The organism is Candidatus Phyllobacterium onerii, assembly GCF_028331445.1.
Classification (GTDB): domain Bacteria; phylum Pseudomonadota; class Alphaproteobacteria; order Rhizobiales; family Rhizobiaceae; genus Phyllobacterium; species Phyllobacterium onerii.
Genome location: NZ_JAQMHX010000001.1, coordinates 309708 through 325044 on the forward strand (window position 1 = coordinate 309708; position 15337 = coordinate 325044).

Genomic DNA, 15337 nt, shown 5'->3' on the forward strand with positions numbered 1-15337 from the left:
AAGTCCTTGCATCCTATCATGCAATCAACGTTAGAGACGAAAATGACCGAGCCGGTAAATTCCCGCGAATTCGTAGACAATGCGGCAGCGCTTGTGCAAGCGGCAAAGCGTGCGGGGGCTGATGCCGCCGATGCGGTTGTCGTACGTTCGCGCTCGACGGGCGTGACTGTTCGGCTCGGAAAAGTCGAATCGACCGAGTCCTCGGAAAGCGACGAGTTTTCACTGCGCGTCTTCGTTGGGCGCAAGGTGGCAAGTATTTCGGCCAATGCCGGCGCTGATCCAAACGTCTTGGCGGAGCGCGCCGTCGCCATGGCCAAGGTTTCACCGGATGACGCATTCGAAGGGCTTGCTGCCCCCGAAAATCTCGTGCGCAACGTTCGTGACCTTGATCTTTATGATTCGACGGTAGTCGACGCAGCACAGCTGACCGAGGCAGCGTTGGCCGCGGAAGAAGCTGCTCTTGCTGTCGAAGGCGTTACCAATTCCGGTGGCGGATCTGCGTCGGCAGGAATGGGAGGGCTAGTGCTCGTTACCTCTGGCGGCTTTGCCGGGCAATATATGGGTTCGCGCTTTTCGCGCTCGGTCAGTGCCATTGCGGGAAGCGGCACTGCCATGGAACGCGACTATGATTTTTCGTCGCGTATCTATTTCGAGGCTTTGGAAGATGCTGAAGCCATTGGTCGCTCTGCCGGCGAGCGGGCTGTCAAGCGTCTTGGTGCACGTCAGGCAAAGACCGGCCGCGTTAACGTCGTCTTCGATCCGCGCGTAGCCCGTGGCATTGCCAGCCATATCGCCAGCGCGATCAATGGCGCATCAGTTGCGCGCAGGACCAGCTTTCTCAAGGATCGTATGGGAATGAAAATTCTTTCGGAGGCGATCAATGTTACCGACGATCCATTGCGGGTTCGCGGCCCTTCCTCACGTCCCTTCGATGGCGAAGGGATGGAGGGCGTGCCGCTCAACATGATTGAGAATGGTATACTCAGGCACTGGTTCCTCTCGACCTCGACCGCCAAGGAATTGGGCTTGACGACAAATGGCCGGGGTGTGCGTTCTGGCTCGACAGTGGTCCCATCTTCGACCAACTTCGCTATAGAACCCGGAGACAAGACACCCGAAGAAATCATCCGTTCTGTCGGGACGGGCTTCTACGTTACAGAGCTGTTCGGCCATGGCGTGGATATGGTTACCGGTGAGTACAGTCGAGGTGCTTCGGGATTCTGGATCGAGAACGGCGAACTTGCTTACCCGGTGAGCGAAGTCACCATCGCCTCCAACCTTAAAGAGATGTTTCTCAATCTCGTTGCCGCCAACGATATTGATCGCAATTTCGGTGTTGCCAGCCCGACTCTCCTGATCGAAGGCATGACTCTTGCCGGCAAATAAACAAAATCGCGAAGATCTCGAACTGATACGTGAGGCTGCAGAGGGAGCAGGTCGAATAGCGCTCTCGTATTTTAAGCAAGCGCCGCAAATCTGGATGAAGACAGGCAATTCGCCGGTCACAGAGGCAGACCTTGCCGCAGACAAGTATCTGAAGGACATGTTGCTGACGGCCCGGCCCGACTATGGCTGGATATCGGAAGAGACCCTCGATGAACGGGTAGCCTCACCGAGACAACGGTTCTTTGTGGTCGATCCGATCGATGGAACTCGGGCGTTTATCGAAGGGCAGGATGTCTGGTGTGTCAGCGTTGCTGTCATTGAAAATGGGCGGCCTGTCGCGGGTGTACTCGACTGTCCTGCGCGCGAGGAAATATTCACGGCATTGCCGGGTTTCGGCGCGGAGCAAAATGGCAGTGCTATTCGCGTTCAGGCCGAGAACCAGCCATTCAAGGTAGCGGGACCTGGTGCATTTTTGAAAAGACTGCCCGAGCGTTTCCTTGCCTCCATCGAACATGCTCCTTATGTGGCCTCACTGGCTTACCGGATCGCCATGGTGGCGCGTGGCGATATTGCTGGAACTTTTGTGCGCCCCAACTCGCATGACTGGGATTTGGCTGCGGCGGACCTCATCCTTTCGGAGGCGGGCGGCAATGTCTTGACAGCCGATGGCAAGCCGCTCACTTACGGCTTACGCAATACCAGCACCGGCGATTACCGGCATGAGGCGCTCGTCGCCGCCAGCGGTCTACTATTGGATAACATGTTGGCCGTTGTCGCTGAAACCGCCTTCGGATAAACAGGCAGTAACTTCAATTCGATCATTTGGATGGGCAACCATGAGCGAAAACGCATCAGATCAAAAGCAACTGCTTCATCTCGTCTTTGGCGGCGAGCTGAAGAAACTGGGCGGTGTGGAATTTCGCGATCTCGACAAGCTCGATATTGTCGGCATTTACCCAAATTTCGAAACCGCACAGCGTGCGTGGAAATCCAAAGCACAGCAGACGGTCGATAATGCGCACATGCGCTATTTCATCGTGCACATGCATAAGTTGCTGGATCCTGTCACAGGCAAGGCAGACTGATCTAATATCGGCATGAGTGAACACATCCCAGTGGCAACCAAGTCTCCCCGGCGAAAAAGCGGGATGCTGAAACGTTTTTGGCGAAGGGTACGCGGCCCCTTGGCAAAATCGCCGATGGTCCGCTCGATGATCGCTTTCCTGATCACGCAGTTTTTCCGGCTGGTCAATGCTACCAACCCGAGGATTCCCGGTTCCTCCGACCTCGAGGAAATGAAGCGCGGCGGCGAACCTTTCATCGCGGTTGCTTGGCACGGCCAGCACCTGATGGCGCCGTTCCTGATGCCGCGCGGTGTTCGCTTTGTTGCCATGTTCTCGAAAAGCAAGGACGCTGAACTCAATGCACGTGTCGCTGAACGCTTTGGCGTCGAGATCGTGCGCGGTTCCGGCGGGAGAGATCGGGCCAGGGGGACGGTAAAAGGTGGTGCGCGCGCCTTGCTCGCCTTGAAAAAAGCACTCAAGGAAGGTAAGACCGCTGCCATGATTGCTGATATCCCGCACGGGACGCCGCGTGAATCCGGAATTGGCGTCGTCCTTCTTGCCAAGCTGTCTGGCCGTCCAATTCTCCCGATTTGCTACCTGACGTCTAAAAGAAAAGTCTTGGAGAAGAGCTGGGACAAGACCACCATTCCCTTGCCCTTTGGCAGGTCGGGGCTGATTATTGGCGACCCTATTTTCGTGCCGGAGGATGCCGACGATGCAATGCTTGAAGCCAAACGTGTCGAATTGACCAACAGTTTGAATGCGAACACCGTTCGGGTGCATGAGTTGGTGGATGGTAGGGTATGAGTGAACGTTGGGCTCGATTTGTCCTGAGCACCTATCGATGGGTGGGTGCCGCAGCCTTTCCGGTCGTTGGCGCCTATGTGGCTTTCCGCGCGAGCAAAGGCAAGGAAGAGCGTGGTCGTCATGGCGAGCGCTACGGCAATGCGAGCGTTGCCCGCCCTTCGGGTCCACTCATTTGGGTTCATGCGGCCAGTGTCGGCGAGACGTCGGCTGTCACACCGCTTGTGGAAGCAATTATCGACACAGGCATCCATGTGGTTCTGACGACGGGCACCGTCACATCTGCGAAGATGGTGCAGGAACGCCTCGGCGACCGGGTCATTCATCAGTATGTCCCGCTCGACCTCAAGCCTGCAGTCGATCGTTTTCTAACCCACTGGCAGCCAGATCTGGCAGTCATCTGCGAATCCGAAATCTGGCCGATGACGATCCTCGAACTCGGGACGCGCCGGGTCCCGCAAGTTCTCGTCAACGGCCGTTTGTCGGATCGCTCTTTCGCATCGTGGCACAGGCGCGCGTCAATCGCCGAAGCCTTGTTCGAAAACCTCGCGCATGTCGTTGCCCAATCCGAAGTCGATGGCGAGCGGTTCCGTGCACTTGGCGCAAGACCGGTGACGGTTTCGGGCAATCTAAAGGTCGACACGGCCGTGCCGCCGGTAAACAACGCAGAGCTTGCTTTGCTCCAGCGTATGATCGGAACGCGCAAGATTTGGGCGGCCATTTCAACTCACCAGGGCGAAGAGGCGGTCGTTGCGCAGGTCCACCATATGCTAAAGGCAAGGCATCGCGATTTGCTGACCATCATCGTTCCCCGCCATCCGGATCGTGCAGCGCAGATTGCAGCCGAGATTGAGAAGTTGGGCATGAAGGTCGCGCTGCGTAGCCGTGGCGATCAGATTGAGCCCGATACCGACATTTATCTTGGCGATACGATAGGCGACATGGGACTTTATCTGCGACTGACAGAAATCGCCTTTGTCGGCCGCTCGTTGACAGCCCAGGGCGGGCAGAATCCCCTTGAACCTGCCATGCTGAAATCCGCTATTCTTTCCGGGCGAAATGTCCAGAATTTCCGCGACTCCTATCAGCGTCTGATCAAGAATGGCGGCGCCAAGCTTGTACGTGATAAGGACATGCTGGCTGGCGCGGTGAATTACCTTTTCAACAATCCCGCAGAACGCCAGATCATGATCGATGCCGGGTTGAAGACCGTCGAAGACATGCGGGGTTCGCTGACCCGCACCATGACAGCGCTTGAGCCTTTTATTCAGCCGCTGGTTCTTCAGGCACGTCTGAGCAATCGCGAAGGCGGCTGGAAATGACGAGTGAGGCGCCTCCGTTCTGGTGGGAGAAACCGGACTGGCGCGCTCGGGCTCTGAGCCCTCTTTCAAAAATATATGGAATGGTTGCCGGACGGCGTCTTCGGCGGGCCAAACCGCCAGCCATACCCGTGCCTGTACTGTGCATAGGTAACTTTACTTTGGGCGGAGCAGGCAAAACGCCGACATCCATAGCGTTTGCGCAGGCAGCGACCACAGCGGGTCTCAAGCCAGGCATTGTTTCGCGTGGCTATGGCGGCGCGTTCTCCGGTCTGCACCGCGTTGATCTGGGCCACGACAGTGCCCGCCACGTCGGTGACGAGCCGATGCTCCTCGCGCGGTATGCACCGGTCGTCGTCTGCACAGACCGTCTTGCCGGTGCAAAGTCCCTGCATGACGCGGGGTGTGACTTCATCATCATGGATGATGGCTTCCAGAGTGCCCGTCTTCACTTCGATTATGCTCTGCTTGTCGTAGACGCCGGACGTGGTATCGGCAATGGCCATGTCTTCCCGGGTGGTCCCTTGCGCGCGCCCTTGACCGACCAGCTCGTCCGGGCCGACGCTCTCTTGAAGATCGGCACAGCGAACGGTGCTGACAAACTGGTTCGGAACGCTGCGCGTGCGGCGAAACCAGTTTACGAGGCCGTCCTCAAACCCAAAGCATTGGAAGGGATTGCAGATAGACCGTTACTCGCTTTTGCGGGCATTGGCGATCCATCCAAATTCTTCAGGACGCTTGAAGAGGCGGGCGCCAAGGTCGAGCAAACAAGATCGTTCCCCGACCATCATCCCTATAAGGACGAAGACATTGCCGATCTTCTAAGGGACGCCGACAAGGACGGCCTTACCTTGATTACAACGACAAAGGACCAGGTCCGGTTGCTGGACGGTAGCCCGGCGGTGAAAGAGCTCGCGTCGCAGGTCCTGGTTCTGGAAGTGGAGCTCGTCTTCAGTCATCCGCAGACTGCGTTACGCATCATTCGGGAAACGCGAGATCGCGCCAGGATGCGTTCTCTCAAACGCTCATAACCGCCCGCGGAAACTCCGAATCCTTGGCGGTGCTTCGCGCATGGGTATATCGAGATTGCGTCCGGTCGTCTGGCTGAAGTTGCGGTCATTCGAGAAAAGAATATTGCCTCCACGCCGAATTTCGACGGAAAGCGCAACGCGCGGCACCGAGCCGCTCGCTGGAATCTCGATCTCATATGCTACAGGGAAATGGCCATTGCGGTTGAGAGTGAAGCTCATCCCGCCAATCTTGGGCATGTGGGAGGAATTCCCTCCTGTGGCGTCATAGGCGTTGATGTATACAACCGAACTTGCCGTAAGCCACGTATAGGGTGGGCCTCGCAGATAGCCGCGTATGGTTTTGGTTGGTCCGCTATAGGGCGGCTCGCGGCTCGCGCTGTCTGTGGTGCAGCCGCTTGCCAGTGTAGCGGCAGCAAGAAGCGAAAGTAGTACCGCGCGCCTCGAGAGCATCTCAGGCCTTGCTGCGTTGACGCAGAGCGGGGTTCATCTCGATCTCGCGCTCCAATGAAATCCGTGCGTCGGCGTAGGCTTCCTGCCGCGCCACGCTCCAGTACTTCAATTCGTCAAGCGGGATCTTTTCGGAGGTAACAGAACACAAGACGTAGGAGCCAGGCGACAGGACCTGGAAATCACCGTCGAGATAGCGGATTTTAGCTTCACGCGAGCCAGGGCCTTCAAATCTGTTCATAAAATGTGTTCCGGTTTTATCAATTTCATTTCATTTAGGCGCCCGTAGCCATGCCGGTCAAGACTCACCTGCGGCCAAACAAGCGCTCAATGTCTGTCAACTTCAGTTCAATATAGGTGGGGCGGCCGTGATTACAGGTCCCGGAGCCTGGCGTTTCTTCCATCTGGCGCAGCAGGGCATTCATTTCGTCGGGTTTCAAGCGTCGTCCGGCGCGAACAGAGCCATGGCACGCCATGGTTGCAGCGACGTGATTGAGAATGGCTTTGAGACCGTCCGACGTATCGTGTTCGGCAATTTCATCAGCGAGATCGCGGATCAGTTTCTGCGTATCGATTTCTCCCAGCATGGAGGGTGTTTCACGAACAGCAATCGCACCTGGCCCGAAAGATTCGATACCGAGGCCGAAGCGCGCCAGTGTCTCCGCGTGGGCCACAAGCCGCCCGACGTCTTCTTCTGGCAAATCAACGATTTCGGGGATGAGCAGCATCTGCGCTGGCAGGGACTTCGAATGAAGCGCGTTTTTCAGTGCCTCATAGACCAGCCGCTCGTGGGCCGCGTGCTGATCGACAATGACCAGACTGTCTTCGGTCTGTGAGACGATATAATTAGCATGAATCTGTGCTCTTGCGGCCCCAAGCGGCGCTGAAAGCAGCTCCTGTGGAGCCTCAGCCATCCCGGCCCGTGTGTCTGCGGCAAGCGCCGTTGCACCATCGTAAAGAAAGGCCTGAACCGTTTCCGCAAAACCCTCTCCACCATGCCGTGCGGCTGGCTCCATTGCGAATGGGCGATAGGGCGATTGCTGGACATTGTAGTTCTGATTGACCGCCGCTGCACCCTGCCAGCGCTGGGCTGCTGCTGGTCGGATTGGTTCTACGCCGCCAAGTCGGAATGAATTCAGCATCGCCTCGGCACCGCTGGTCGCGGCGCGGATACCGGATTGACCGAGTGCTTCGCGAATGGCCCCCACGATCAAACCCCGCACCAGTCCGGGATCACGGAAGCGCACATCGGCTTTGGCTGGATGCACATTGACGTCGACAAGAGCCGGATCAAGGTTGAGGAAAAGCACGACTACCGGATGCCGGTCGCGCGAAATCACATCGGCAAAGGCGCCGCGTATCGCGCCCCAGATTTGCTTGTCGCGGACGGGGCGTCCGTTCACATAGGCAAATTGCTGCAGGCTGTTGGCGCGGTTGAATGCAGGAATGCCGGCAAAGCCCGACAGGCGTACACCATCGCGCATTGCATCGATAGCAATGGCGTTTTCGGGAAATTCCTTGCCAAGCACCTGCGAAATGCGCTCCAGCATACCTGTCGATCCCGTGCCGGTTGCGGCGAGATCCAAAGGTGTGCGGTCGCTTCCGGCAATTGAAAAGCGGATATGCGGAAAAGCGATTGCGACGCGCTTGACCACATCGCTTATGGCGGAAGCTTCGGCACGGTCGGTCTTCATGAACTTCAGTCGTGCCGGTGTCGCGAAAAAGAGATCACGCACTTCGGCAATCGTCCCGCCATTCATTGGCGTCGGGCGAGGTCCCTCCAGTCGTCCGCCGTGAACGTTGATCTCAAAACCGGAATCCGCCTCGGCTATCCGTGATTTCACCGAAAGCCGCGATACCGATCCGATTGATGGCAGTGCTTCACCGCGAAAGCCGAGCGCGCGTATGTCATGAACATTGTCGGTGAGCTTTGAAGTACAGTGACGCGCAACGGCGAGAGTTAACTCGTCAGACGGAATCCCCGATCCATTGTCGCTGACGCGGATCAAATTCTTACCGCCGCCTGCAGTAACGATATCGATGCGGGTTGCGCCGGCATCGATGGCGTTCTCGACGAGCTCCTTCACCACGCTCGCCGGGCGTTCGATGACTTCGCCCGCGGCGATCTGGTTTATGATTGTTTCGGTCAGCTGCTTGATAGCCATCGAAAACCTATACTGGATTCGTCCTTCGACGGAAATCCGGCGGGTTGGCTGTCCTCAGGAAACATTTGGACATCCATCTGGCTTTAGACACAAATTTGATGATAGGTCTCTTGAAAAGACTGTTTGAAAAGTCGCTGCGGCGGAACAGATGGCGTGGTTTTCGAGAACCGGAGCGCAGCGTACGTATAAGTACGTGAGCACCGGAAGAAGAGAAAATCGCGTCAGATGGCCGCTGCAGTGAGTTTCCGGCAGTCTTCGGAAAATCAAGGAGGAAACCCCAATGGCCAATTCGAAGCCGTCCTTTGTCTGGACTGATCCCTTTCTCTTGGAAGATCAATTGACTGAAGACGAGCGGATGATCCGCGACAGCGCCCGTGCCTTCGCGCAAAACGAGCTGCTGCCGCGTATCGAAGAGGCCTATCTGGAGGAGAAGACCGATCCCGACCTCTTCAGACTGATGGGTGAATCCGGCCTTCTCGGTGTCACCTTGCCTGAGGAATACGGCACCGCCGGAGCATCTTATGTGGCATACGGCCTCGTGGCCCGCGAAGTCGAGCGTGTCGACAGCGGTTATCGCTCCATGATGAGCGTCCAGTCGTCGCTGGTCATGTATCCGATCTATGCCTACGGCTCCGAGGAACAGCGCAAGAAATACCTGCCAAAACTTGCTTCCGGAGAGTGGATTGGTTGCTTTGGCCTGACTGAGCCCGACGCCGGCTCGGATCCGGCGGGCATGAAGACCCGCGCGACAAAAGTCGCGGATGGCTACCGGTTGTCTGGTTCAAAGATGTGGATTTCCAATTCACCCATAGCCGACGTTTTTGTCGTCTGGGCTAAATCTGACGCGCATGATGGCCAGATCAGGGGATTCGTCCTGGAAAAGGGCATGCAGGGCCTTTCTGCGCCGAAGATCGGCGGGAAGCTCTCGCTGCGCGCGTCGATAACGGGCGAAATCGTCATGGATGGCGTGGTTGTCGGTGAAGAGCATTTGCTGCCGAATGTTTCCGGCCTGAAAGGGCCGTTCGGTTGCCTCAATCGCGCGCGCTACGGCATTTCTTGGGGTGTAATGGGCGCTGCGGAGGATTGCTGGCAGCGTACTGTGCAATACGGGCTTGATCGCAAGCAGTTCGGACGGCCACTCGCCGCTACACAGCTGTTTCAGAAGAAATTCGCTGACATGCAGACGGAAATCGCGCTTGGACTACAAGCCTCGTTGCGCGTTGGCCGTCTGATGGACGAAGACAAAGTTGCACCAGAGATGATCAGTCTGATCAAGCGCAACAATTGCGGCAAGGCGCTGGATATCGCCCGCGTCGCCCGTGACATGCATGGTGGCAATGGCATCCAGATCGGCTATCACGTCATGCGGCACGCGCAGAACCTTGAGACCGTCAATACCTATGAGGGCACGCATGACGTGCACGCCCTCATTCTAGGCCGCGCGCAGACGGGTATCCAGGCGTTCTTCTAGAGCTAGCCCTTCTGCTGTTGGACGATGCCATAAATATTGGTTGAGCGTGCGCCGGAGCGGCAATAGGCGAGGACAGGTCCTTCCGCTTCCTCCAGCGCTTTGGCCATGGCATCGACGTCGTCCTGGGTCAGTTGACCGGAGATAACCGGAACATAATAAATCGGAATGCCTGCTTTTTCGGCAACCTGAGAAATTTCAGCGAAATCTGGCTGGTCCGGCGATTCGCCGTCCGGACGGTTGCAAATCAGCGCCTGATAGCCTGCGGCAACAATATCGCGCACATCATCGGGTGAAATCTGGCCGGTCACGGCAAAATCTTCGTCAATCTGACGGATGTCCATTTTATGTCCTTGGAAGCGTTGGTGTCGAAGTACCATACATCAAACGGAGGCCAATGCCATATCAAAGCATCTTTACTCTCTGTCCATGCCTATTAAATCAGCATATACAGCTATGTGACTAAAGTATGAGCTAAAGGGGGTTGCGAAAGCGTCCGAACCAAACATCTTGCAAAAAATGCGTTGATTGTGAAAACCCATAATATGCTGATAATTTTGAATAATTCAGATGTCTTTAACCGACGAACACGACTTGGCACGCTCGTTGCTTGGAACTCCTTCGGTACCAACAACCAAAAGAGGGGTTCACCTGAATGTTCAATTTACCAGCCAGATTTATCGGGACTTTGGCGGCCGCCGCCATGGGTGCGTCCCTGGCCATGTCACCTGCGAGCGCCGCGGACGACACGATCAAGGTCGGCATTCTGCATTCGCTGTCCGGGACGATGGCTATTTCCGAAACGACCCTAAAGGACACGATGCTGTTCTTGATTGACGAACAGAACAAGAAGGGCGGCGTACTTGGCAAGAAGCTTGAGGCTGTGGTGGTTGATCCTGCATCGGACTGGCCGCTTTTCGCCGAAAAGGCACGCCAGCTGATCGAGCAGGATAAAGTCGCCGCCGTATTCGGCTGCTGGACATCCTCCTCGCGTAAATCGGTTCTGCCAGTTTTCGAAGAGCTGAACTCGATGTTGTTCTATCCTGTCCAGTACGAGGGTGAAGAAAGCTCGCGCAATGTGTTCTACACAGGCGCCGCTCCAAACCAGCAGGCTATTCCCGCTGTCGACTACCTGGCCAAGGAAGAAGGCGTCGAGCGTTGGGTTCTCGCCGGCACCGACTACGTCTACCCGCAGACGACCAACAAGATCCTGAAAGCCTATCTCAACGCCAAAGGCGTCAAGGATGAGGATATCATGATCAACTACACGCCATTCGGCCAGTCCGATTGGCAGACGATCGTCTCCGATATCAAGAAGTTCGGTTCCACGGGCAAGAAGACGGCCGTGGTTTCGACAATCAACGGCGATGCGAACGTGCCTTTCTACAAGGAACTCGCCAACCAGGGCATCAAGGCTGAAGACATTCCGGTCGTTGCCTTCTCGGTCGGCGAAGAAGAATTGGCCGGTCTCGACACAAAGCCGCTCGTCGGTCACCTCGCAGCCTGGAACTATTTCCAGTCGGTTGATGCGGACGCCAACGCCGAGTTCATCAAGGAGTGGCACGCCTATACGAAGAACGACAAGCGCGTGACCAACGACCCGATGGAGGCAACCTATATTGGCTTCAACATGTGGGTTAAGGCTGTTGAGGCCGCAGGTACCACGGATTCCAACGCGGTTATCGATTCAATTGTCGGCACCTCCGTTCCAAACCTTTCCGGTGGTTACGCGACGATGATGCCCAACCATCACATCACCAAGCCTGTGCTGATCGGTGAAGTGCAGGACGATGGCCAGTTCGACATCGTCTATCAGACTCCCGGCCTCGTCGTCGGAGACGAATGGTCCGATTATCTACCGGGCTCCAAAGACCTGATCTCTGACTGGCGCAAGCCCATGTCGTGCGGCAATTTCAACATTGTCAGCGGCAAGTGCGGCGGCGTTACCAATTAGGGTTTTGAACCTCCACTCCCAGGCTTCGGGTCCGGGGCACATCCGAAGCTGACTCCATCCCCGCCTTACGTGTGGGGATGGAGTTTCCGCCGAAATTTCAACACAGGATTGATTGATGCGATTGAACCGCCTGTTGTCCGTATTCATTCTGATGCTTGGCGTCTGTTGTCACATTGCCCAGTCCAATGCGCAGACTGTTGATGACGCGAAGCTCCGGCCGCTTGTTCAGGCGCTTGCGGGCGACAATTTCGAGGACACGACCAAGGCCATCTCGGATTTGGTCAAGACCGGCGATCCCCGCGTCTCCAAAATCCTCGATGCGCTGAGCGCTGGTGATCTTTACGTGGCAAAAGCCGACAAGACCGTCTTTTTCGGCAAGCGTGACGGTTCGGACTACGCCGCAACCGATCCGCTGACCGGAACGAAACTCGATCCCGTATCGCGGTCGGCTGCAGAAAAGATCAAGGTCAATAATCGGTTGCGCCGTGATATCGCAGCTGCCATCGGTGGCCTGACACTGATGAGCGATAATATCACCGAGCGCCGTTCAGCCGCGGAGGCTATCCTGAAGACCCGCGATCCGGAGTCAATCCCGCTGCTGGATCAAGCCATTGCTGTTGAGAAGGATACCGGCGTCAAAGCGCTCATGCAGCAGGCCAAAGCCGCTGCCGTGCTCAGTTCCGATGCGGCAGACGATGTGAAAATTGCCGCCATCACGGAAGTGAGTGCCGGCAACAGCCGCGATGCTCTGAGTTTGCTTACTCCACTTGAGAACGTGCAGGGACCGGTTGGCGAAGCGGCGAAGGCGGCTATCGACAGCATCAATACCAAGCTCGCATTCTGGAACGCCATCCAGAATGTCGTTTACGGCCTGTCATTGGGTTCGGTGTTGTTGCTCGCGGCCATCGGCCTTGCCATTACCTTCGGTGTCATGGGCGTCATCAACATGGCACATGGCGAGATGGTCATGATCGGCGCCTATACGACGTTCGTAGTGCAGCAGATTATCCGAACGTCGGCACCTGGCATGTTCGACTACTCGCTGCTCATCGCGCTTCCTGCCGCATTTCTCGTTTCCGGCGGAATAGGCGTGGTCATCGAGCGCGGAATTATCCGCTTTCTCTACGGACGTCCTCTTGAAACGTTGCTTGCAACCTGGGGCATCTCGCTCGTGCTGCAACAGGCAATTCGCTCCTGGTTCGGCGCGTCGAACGTGCAGGTCGGCAACCCATCCTGGATGGCCGGGTCTTTCGACCTTGGCTTGCTCACACTCACATGGTCGCGCCTGTGGATCATCGTTTTCTCTTTATCCGTCTTTGCCATCGTGCAACTGGTCCTGAAGAAGACCATGCTCGGTTTGCGCATGCGGGCAGTCACCCAAAATCGCCGCATGGCCTCGTCTATGGGCATCAGGACGCCGTGGGTCGATGCACTCACCTTTGGCCTCGGTTCCGGCATCGCCGGAATTGCAGGCGTGGCGCTTAGCCAGATCGACAATGTCAGTCCCAATCTCGGCCAGGGCTATATCATCGACAGCTTCATGGTTGTTGTCTTTGGCGGTGTCGGCAATCTCTGGGGCACATTGGTTGGTGCCATGTCGCTTGGCATCGCCAACAAGTTCCTTGAGCCTTTCGCCGGCGCTGTCCTCGGCAAGATCGTCGTGCTTGTGCTTATCATCATGTTCATTCAGAAGCGTCCGCGTGGTCTCTTCGCACTCAAGGGAAGGGCGATAGAGGCATGATCACCCAATGGTTTTTCACCCATGTCGACCGGCGCGGCGGGATTGTAATTGCGCTGCTTGTCGCAATCGCCTTCCTCGTACCACTTTCAAATCTCCTGCTGCCGGAAACTTCGCCTCTGCACATCCCGACCTATCTGGTTTCCCTGATCGGCAAGTACCTGACTTATGCGCTGCTAGCAGTCGCGCTTGATCTGGTTTGGGGGTTTTGCGGGATCCTTTCGCTCGGTCACGGCGCATTTTTTGCGTTGGGTGGCTATGCGATGGGCATGTATCTGATGCGCCAGATCGGCCCGCGCGGTGTCTATGCCGATCCGGTGCTCCCAGATTTCATGATCTTTCTGAACTGGAAGGAATTGCCCTGGTTCTGGTACGGCTTCGATAATTTCTGGTTCGCAGCTCTGATGGTCGTGCTGGTGCCGGGTGCTCTTGCCTTTGGCTTCGGCTGGCTTGCCTTTCGCTCCCGCGTTACCGGCGTTTACCTGTCGATCATTACCCAGGCGCTGACCTATGCGCTGCTGCTCGCATTCTTCCGCAACGACATGGGTTTTGGCGGCAATAATGGCCTGACGGATTTCAAGGATATCCTCGGCTTCAACATCCAGGCTGGAACCACCCGGTCCATGCTGTTCGCGGCGACCGCACTGTTTCTGGCGCTGGCCGTCTTCGTGTCGAGTTTCATCATTCGCTCCAAGCTCGGCAAGGTCCTGGTCGGCGTCCGCGATGCGGAAAGCCGCATGCGCTTTCTTGGCTATCGCGTCGATCGCTACAAGCTGTTCGTCTGGACAATTTCGGCAATGATGGCGGGCATAGCCGGTGCGCTCTACGTGCCGCAGGTCGGCATTATCAATCCGTCGGAGTTCGAACCGGCCAATTCCATCGAGGCCGTCATCTGGGTCGCCGTGGGCGGCCGTGGCACGATTATCGGACCCATCATCGGCGCTGTACTGGTCAATTTTGGCAAGACCTATTTCACGGCTGCATTTCCGGAAATCTGGCTGTTCGCGCTGGGCGCGCTGTTCATCATAGTCACCCTGTTTTTGCCGAAAGGTATCCTTGGTCTCTACGGCTCATGGAGAACAAAATTGGCTGACCGCGCCGCGCGAAAGAAGGACAGCGCGCCTCCACCAGTTGCCGCCGAGAATGTGCACCTTCCCGAACCTCAGGCAGCGGAATAGATCATGAAAGCCCAGGATACCCTCCTCTATCTCGATGGCGTTTCGGTCTCGTTCGATGGTTTCCGTGCCATCAATAATCTGTCGCTTGTGCTGCAGACGGGGGAAATGCGCGCCATTATCGGTCCGAATGGTGCCGGCAAGACGACGATGATGGATATCATCACCGGGAAGACAAAGCCGGATGCTGGCGACGTTTATTTCAATGGTGAGGTGGATCTGACCAGGCACGACGAAGCGGAAATCGCTTTGCTCGGCATCGGCCGCAAATTCCAGAAACCGACGGTTTTCGAAAGCCACACGGTTGAAGACAATCTGGTGCTGGCCCTCTCCGGTCCGCGTTCGGCGTTTTCGGCACTTTTCCATAAACAGAGCGCGAACGAAGCCGAACGGATCGAGGATATTCTTTATACGATCCGCCTGAACGGCAAACGAGACTGGCTCGCAGCGAACCTTTCGCACGGTCAGAAACAATGGCTCGAGATCGGGATGCTGCTGGCACAAGACCCGAAGCTGTTGCTGGTCGATGAGCCAGTTGCGGGGATGACCGATGCCGAGACCGCCGAAACGGCCAAGCTGCTGCGCGAAATCGCCAAGACGCGATCGGTGCTCGTGGTCGAACACGACATGCATTTCGTCCGCGAACTCGATGTGAAGGTGACGTGCCTGCACGAAGGTTCGGTGTTGGCAGAAGGCTCGCTCGATTTCGTCAGTAATGATCAGCGTGTGATCGAGGTCTATCTTGGCCGATAAAGACCTATTCCAAAGAGTGGCTCCGTCCGGAAT

At 56.6% G+C, this 15337-nt stretch carries 15 protein-coding genes; 11 read left to right on the top strand and 4 right to left on the bottom strand.

Annotated features, from left to right (window positions below; translation table 11 throughout):
• Positions 1-42 precede the first annotated feature (42 nt).
• Genes PHA01_RS01505 through lpxK form a run of 6 tightly spaced genes read left to right on the top strand, consistent with a single transcriptional unit; the run spans position 43 to position 5604 of the window.
• Positions 43-1386, top strand: coding sequence for a TldD/PmbA family protein (locus tag PHA01_RS01505; RefSeq protein WP_271892884.1), 1344 nt, complete (start codon positions 43-45; stop codon positions 1384-1386).
• Positions 1373-2182: a 3'(2'),5'-bisphosphate nucleotidase CysQ gene (locus PHA01_RS01510; protein WP_271892886.1), complete on the top strand. Its 810-nt coding sequence runs from the start codon at positions 1373-1375 to the stop codon at positions 2180-2182. Before PHA01_RS01505 ends, PHA01_RS01510 begins: the two co-directional genes overlap by 14 nt.
• A 40-nt stretch (positions 2183-2222) precedes the next feature.
• On the top strand, positions 2223-2471 hold the full coding sequence (locus PHA01_RS01515; RefSeq protein ID WP_224512456.1) for a DUF4170 domain-containing protein: 249 nt from the start codon (positions 2223-2225) through the stop codon (positions 2469-2471).
• Positions 2472-2483: 12 nt separating this feature from the next.
• Entirely contained in the window at positions 2484-3257 is a 774-nt protein-coding gene (locus PHA01_RS01520) for a lysophospholipid acyltransferase family protein (RefSeq protein ID WP_271892888.1), read from the top strand.
• On the top strand, positions 3254-4576 hold the full coding sequence (gene waaA, locus PHA01_RS01525; RefSeq protein ID WP_271892889.1) for a lipid IV(A) 3-deoxy-D-manno-octulosonic acid transferase: 1323 nt from the start codon (positions 3254-3256) through the stop codon (positions 4574-4576). Before PHA01_RS01520 ends, waaA begins: the two co-directional genes overlap by 4 nt.
• Positions 4573-5604 carry a tetraacyldisaccharide 4'-kinase gene (gene lpxK, locus PHA01_RS01530; RefSeq protein ID WP_271892891.1) on the top strand — a complete coding sequence of 344 codons (1032 nt, stop codon included), beginning with the start codon at positions 4573-4575 and terminating at the stop codon, positions 5602-5604. Before waaA ends, lpxK begins: the two co-directional genes overlap by 4 nt.
• Here lpxK and PHA01_RS01535 read toward each other — a convergent pair.
• The 3 genes from PHA01_RS01535 to mutL form a co-directional block, all read right to left on the bottom strand.
• Entirely contained in the window at positions 5599-6054 is a 456-nt protein-coding gene (locus PHA01_RS01535) for a hypothetical protein (RefSeq protein WP_271892893.1), read from the bottom strand. The genes lpxK and PHA01_RS01535 overlap by 6 nt on opposite strands.
• Position 6055: 1 nt before the next feature.
• Positions 6056-6292, bottom strand: a complete 237-nt coding sequence (locus PHA01_RS01540) for a DUF2093 domain-containing protein (protein ID WP_112525945.1) — start codon at positions 6290-6292, stop codon at positions 6056-6058.
• A gap of 64 nt (positions 6293-6356) precedes the next feature.
• Positions 6357-8216, bottom strand: coding sequence for a DNA mismatch repair endonuclease MutL (gene mutL, locus PHA01_RS01545; protein ID WP_271892896.1), 1860 nt, complete (start codon positions 8214-8216; stop codon positions 6357-6359).
• Positions 8217-8496: 280 nt separating this feature from the next.
• Between mutL and PHA01_RS01550 the strand changes: the two genes are divergently transcribed.
• Entirely contained in the window at positions 8497-9687 is a 1191-nt protein-coding gene (locus PHA01_RS01550) for an acyl-CoA dehydrogenase (RefSeq protein WP_271892897.1), read from the top strand.
• Positions 9688-9689: 2 nt separating this feature from the next.
• Here PHA01_RS01550 and PHA01_RS01555 read toward each other — a convergent pair whose 3' ends face one another.
• Positions 9690-10028 (bottom strand): protein tyrosine phosphatase family protein, encoded by a 339-nt coding sequence (locus tag PHA01_RS01555; protein ID WP_271892898.1) that lies wholly within the window; start codon positions 10026-10028, stop codon positions 9690-9692.
• Positions 10029-10387: 359 nt separating this feature from the next.
• On the opposite strand from PHA01_RS01555, the gene urtA reads away from it, so the two are divergent.
• From urtA to urtD, 4 genes are all read left to right on the top strand, one after another.
• Positions 10388-11638, top strand: a complete 1251-nt coding sequence (gene urtA, locus PHA01_RS01560) for an urea ABC transporter substrate-binding protein (protein WP_370637266.1) — start codon at positions 10388-10390, stop codon at positions 11636-11638.
• 115 nt (positions 11639-11753) lie between these two features.
• Positions 11754-13379, top strand: coding sequence for an urea ABC transporter permease subunit UrtB (gene urtB, locus PHA01_RS01565; RefSeq protein ID WP_271892900.1), 1626 nt, complete (start codon positions 11754-11756; stop codon positions 13377-13379).
• Positions 13376-14554, top strand: coding sequence for an urea ABC transporter permease subunit UrtC (gene urtC / locus PHA01_RS01570; RefSeq protein WP_271892901.1), 1179 nt, complete (start codon positions 13376-13378; stop codon positions 14552-14554). Before urtB ends, urtC begins: the two co-directional genes overlap by 4 nt.
• 3 nt (positions 14555-14557) lie before the next feature.
• Entirely contained in the window at positions 14558-15304 is a 747-nt protein-coding gene (urtD, locus tag PHA01_RS01575) for an urea ABC transporter ATP-binding protein UrtD (protein WP_271892902.1), read from the top strand.
• The last annotated feature ends 33 nt before the right edge of the window (positions 15305-15337 follow it).